At 64.0% G+C, this 4050-nt stretch carries 3 protein-coding genes; all 3 read right to left on the minus strand.

The features are described 5' to 3' along the window. Positions 1 to 46 precede the first annotated feature (46 nt). The gene (locus Q1A52_RS22810; protein ID WP_300020157.1) at positions 47 to 835 is read right to left on the minus strand and encodes a xanthine dehydrogenase family protein subunit M; all 789 of its coding nucleotides are present in this window, start codon (positions 833 to 835) and stop codon (positions 47 to 49) included. Between the two features lie 189 nt (positions 836 to 1024). Then, positions 1025 to 3397 carry a xanthine dehydrogenase family protein molybdopterin-binding subunit gene (locus tag Q1A52_RS22815; protein WP_300020159.1) on the minus strand — a complete coding sequence of 791 codons (2373 nt, stop codon included), beginning with the start codon at positions 3395 to 3397 and terminating at the stop codon, positions 1025 to 1027. Between the two features lie 154 nt (positions 3398 to 3551). Beyond that, positions 3552 to 4037 carry a (2Fe-2S)-binding protein gene (locus Q1A52_RS22820; protein ID WP_300020161.1) on the minus strand — a complete coding sequence of 162 codons (486 nt, stop codon included), beginning with the start codon at positions 4035 to 4037 and terminating at the stop codon, positions 3552 to 3554. Positions 4038 to 4050 lie beyond the last annotated feature (13 nt).

The following is a 4050-nucleotide window of genomic DNA, read 5'->3' on the forward strand; positions in this document are numbered from 1 at the left end:
TTCAGCCCTGCCGTTTTGTGGCAGGGCTTTTTGTGTCGCGGGCCTTTTACCCTGCGTTTTGCGTTGCGCGTTTTGTCATGACGGCGGTGAGATGTGCGCGGTAGTCGCCGGTGCCGTGCAGGTCGCTGATCATGTCGGCGCCGGAGAGCGCGAGACCGTCGAGGGCGGCGGATGAGAAGTCCGACGACAGCGCCGCTTCGGCCTCTGACCAGCGGAAGACACCGTCATTGGATGCCCCCGTTACGGCGACACGCACGCCCTCTGCGAACTTCGCCACGAAGACACCGACCAGCGCAAAGCGCGAGGCGGGCTGCACGAACTTCTGGTAGTTCGACACCTCCGGCACCGGGAACCGCACCTCGGTAATGATCTCACCCTCATCCAAAGCGGTGTCGAACATGCCCTGGAAATAGTCGTCCGCCGCGATCTCGCGGCTGTTGGTCACCACCGTGGCGCCCGAGCCCAGCACCGCGGCCGGGTAACAGGCCGAGGGGTCGTTGTTGGCCAGCGACCCGCCGATGGTGCCGCGGTTGCGCACCGCCGGATCACCAATGTGACTGGCCAGTGCCGCGAGGCCCGGATAGGCCCCCGCTTCTGCCGCCACCGTGGCATGGGTCGTCGCCCCGCCAATACACAGCCGCCCATCCGCGCCGGTGCACACGCCTTTCATCTCGGCCACACCGCTCAGGCTCACCAGCACAGAGGGGCTTGCCAGCCGCTGCTTCAGCGTCGGGATCAGCGTCTGACCGCCCCCCAGCGCCTGCGCGTCCTCACGTCCCATGGCAGCAGCTGCATCCGCTACGGTACCGGGGATCTCCACATCAAAATTATACATCGTTTCGTCCTTTCCATCCGCCAGCCCAAAGGCACATCTCACCTTCTTCTGGCGTCAAATATCCCGGGGGGAGCGGCCCGAGAGGGCCGCCGGGGGGCTGGCCCCCCGCCCCGCTCTGCTTACCGGGGCTTCGCCCGTTCAGCCCTCGATCTGTCCCCCGGACAGACCGCCGCATATGCGGACCGGGCCTTACCCATGCATCGCCGCCCAGACCCGCGCCGGTGTGGCTGGCATGTCCAGATGCGCCACGTCATGACCGCCCGACTGCAGCGCATCGATGATCGCATTGATCACCGTGGGCGGCGAGCCGATGGCCCCGGCCTCACCACAGCCCTTCACCCCCAGCGGATTGTGCGTGCAGGGCGTCTGGCAGGAGTGATCGACCACATAGTGATCCATCTGCGGCAGGTTGTCCGCCCGTGGCATCGCGTAATCCATGTAACTCGCGCTCAGAAGCTGGCCGTTCTCGTCATAAGAACAGTTCTCCAGCAGCGCCTGGCCGATCCCTTGCGCGATCCCGCCATGCACCTGGCCTTCCACGATCATCGGGTTGATCACATTGCCAAAGTCATCCGCCGAGGCAAAGCGCTCAATGCTGACCGCGCCCGTCGCCGGATCGACCTCCACCTCGCAGGTATAGGCCCCCGCCGGGTAGGTGAAGTTGCTCGGATCGTAAAACGCCGTCTCCTCCAGCCCGGGCTCAATGTCTTCGAGCGGATAGTTGTGCGGTACGTAAGCGGCCAGGGTCACATCCCCCCAGGCCACGGATTTATCCGTGCCCGCCACGCTGAACGCCCCATCCTTGAGCTCGATGTCGCTCTCGGAGGCCTCCAGCAGGTGGCTGGCGATTTTCTTGGCCTTGGCGATGATCTTCTCGGTCGCGCGCACCATGGCAGACCCACCCACCGCGATCGAGCGCGAGCCATAGGTGCCCATGCCCATCGGCGTATTGGCAGTATCGCCATGCACGACCTCGACCATATTCTCATCGATGCCGATCATGTCGGCCACCACCTGGGCAAAGGAGGTCTCATGCCCCTGTCCGTGAGAATGCGAGCCGGTCATCACCACCAGACCGCCCGTGGCATTGACCCGCACCGTGGCGCTTTCATAGAGCCCCGCGCGCGCGCCCAGCTGGCCCACCAAGTTGCTGGGCGCAATGCCGCAGGCCTCGATGAAGCAGTTGATGCCGAAGCCGCGCAGCTTGCCGCGGGCCTCGCTCTCGGCGCGGCGGGCGGCAAACCCATCGCGATCCGACAGTTCCAGCACCTTGTCCATCGTGGCGTGGTAATCCCCGGTGTCATATTCGACGGCCACAGGCGTGGCATAGGGGAACTCGGTGATGAAGTTCTGTCGGCGCAGCTCGACCGGGTCGACCCCCAGCTCGCGTGCCGCCTGATCGATGACGCGCTCCAGCTGGAACGTGGCCTCGGGCCGCCCCGCGCCACGATAGGCATCGACCGGCACGGTGTTGGTAAAGACCGCCTTCACATTCACATAAATCAGCGGGGTCTTGTAATTCCCCGCCATCAGCGTGCCGTGCAGCCAGGTCGGGATCGACGGCGCAAAGGTGCTGAGATAGGCACCCATATTGGCGAAGGTCTCGGTCCGGAGCGCGGTGAAGTTGTTCTCTGCATCCAGCGCCAACTCGATCTTGGTCACATGGTCACGGCCATGGGCATCCGACATGAAGGCCTCCGACCGGCTCGACGTCCATTTGACCGGGCGGTTGCAGGCCTTGGCCGCAAAGGTCACAAAAGCCTCTTCCTGGTAGTGGAAGATCTTGGTGCCAAAGCCACCGCCCACATCCGGCGCCACCACCCGCAGCTTGTGCTCGGGTATGCCCAGCACAAAGGCGCCCATCAGCAGGCGGATCACATGCGGGTTCTGGGACGTGGTATAAAGCGTGTGGTCCTGCGTGCCGCGGGCGTAATCGCCCACCGCCACGCGCGGCTCCATCGGGTTCGCGACCAGCCGGTTGTTCACCAGCTCCAGCGTGGTCACATGGGCGGCCTTCTCGAACGCCTCATCCGTGGCCGCCTTGTTCTCTTCGACAAAGCCCCAGTCATAACAGAGGTTCGAGGTCAGATCGTCATGCACCTTGACGTCATCACTGACCACCGCCGCCTTCATGTCCACGACCGCCGGCAGCTCGGCAATCTCCACCGCGATGGCCTCGGCCGCATCGCGCGCCTGCTCCAGCGTCTCGGCGACCACCGCCGCAATCGGCTCGCCCACGTGGCGCACCTTGCCATGGGCCAGGATCGGGTGGCGCGGCTCCTGCATGGGCTGACCATGCTTGTCCGTCACCTGCCAACCGCAGGGCATACCGCCCACCGCTTCAAAATCCGCGCCGGTAAATATCTGCACCACCCCCGGCATGGCTGCCGCCGCACCGGTGTCGATGGATGTGATCGTCCCATGCGCCACGTCCGAACGCAGAAAGAACACATGCGCCTGCCCCCGGATGTTGATGTCGTCCGTGTAATTCCCCGCCCCGGTCAAAAACCGGACGTCCTCGCGCCGCTTTGAGCTGGCGCCGATGCCTCCATCTTTTGGCATGTCATTCCTCCCTGTCAAACGGTGGCCCAAGGCCCACCTTACCTGTTGGTTGCACTCCGGTCGCTCCAAAGCCTCCGGTTGTGTTCGTCCTCACATGCGCAGTCAGCAGGTAGGGTGGGCTTTCAGGCCACCCCTGCCACAGCGCATGCGGCTGTCATTCCGCCGCGACAGCGGCCACGTCCTGACCAGAGGCCGCCATGATCGCCTTGACGATGTTGTGGTACCCGGTACAGCGGCAGATATTGCCCTCCAGATAGTCCCGCACCTCCGCCTCGCTCGGCTTGGGGTTCTCCTTCAGGAGCGCCGCCGCCGACATCACCATACCCGGCGTACAAAAGCCGCACTGCAGCCCGTGGTGATCCTGGAACGCCTGCTGAAGGACACTCAGCGAGCCATCCGCATGCGCCATTCCTTCAATCGTCACAACCTCCGAGCCCGCAGCCTCCGCCGCCAGCATCGTGCAGGCCTTCACCGCCACGCCATCCACATGTACAACACAGGCCCCGCACTGCGAGGTATCACACCCCACATGTGTCCCCGTCAGCTGCAGCTCATCCCGCAAAAATGACGACAACAACGTCCGACCCTCAACAGAACCAGAACGCGCAACACCATTCACTAAAAGCGATACCTCAAACATAAAATAACTCCCT

The organism is uncultured Roseobacter sp., from assembly GCF_947488185.1.
In the GTDB taxonomy this organism is placed as follows: Bacteria; Pseudomonadota; Alphaproteobacteria; order Rhodobacterales; family Rhodobacteraceae; genus Roseobacter.

What these genes read in the sequence shown, in the direction of transcription:
- Q1A52_RS22810 (WP_300020157.1), bottom strand. Translation starts at nt 835, where the DNA reads ATGTATAATTTTGATGTGGAGATCCCCGGTACCGTAGCGGATGCAGCT.
- Q1A52_RS22815 (WP_300020159.1), bottom strand. Translation starts at nt 3,397, where the DNA reads ATGCCAAAAGATGGAGGCATCGGCGCCAGCTCAAAGCGGCGCGAGGAC.
- Q1A52_RS22820 (WP_300020161.1), bottom strand. Translation starts at nt 4,037, where the DNA reads ATGTTTGAGGTATCGCTTTTAGTGAATGGTGTTGCGCGTTCTGGTTCT.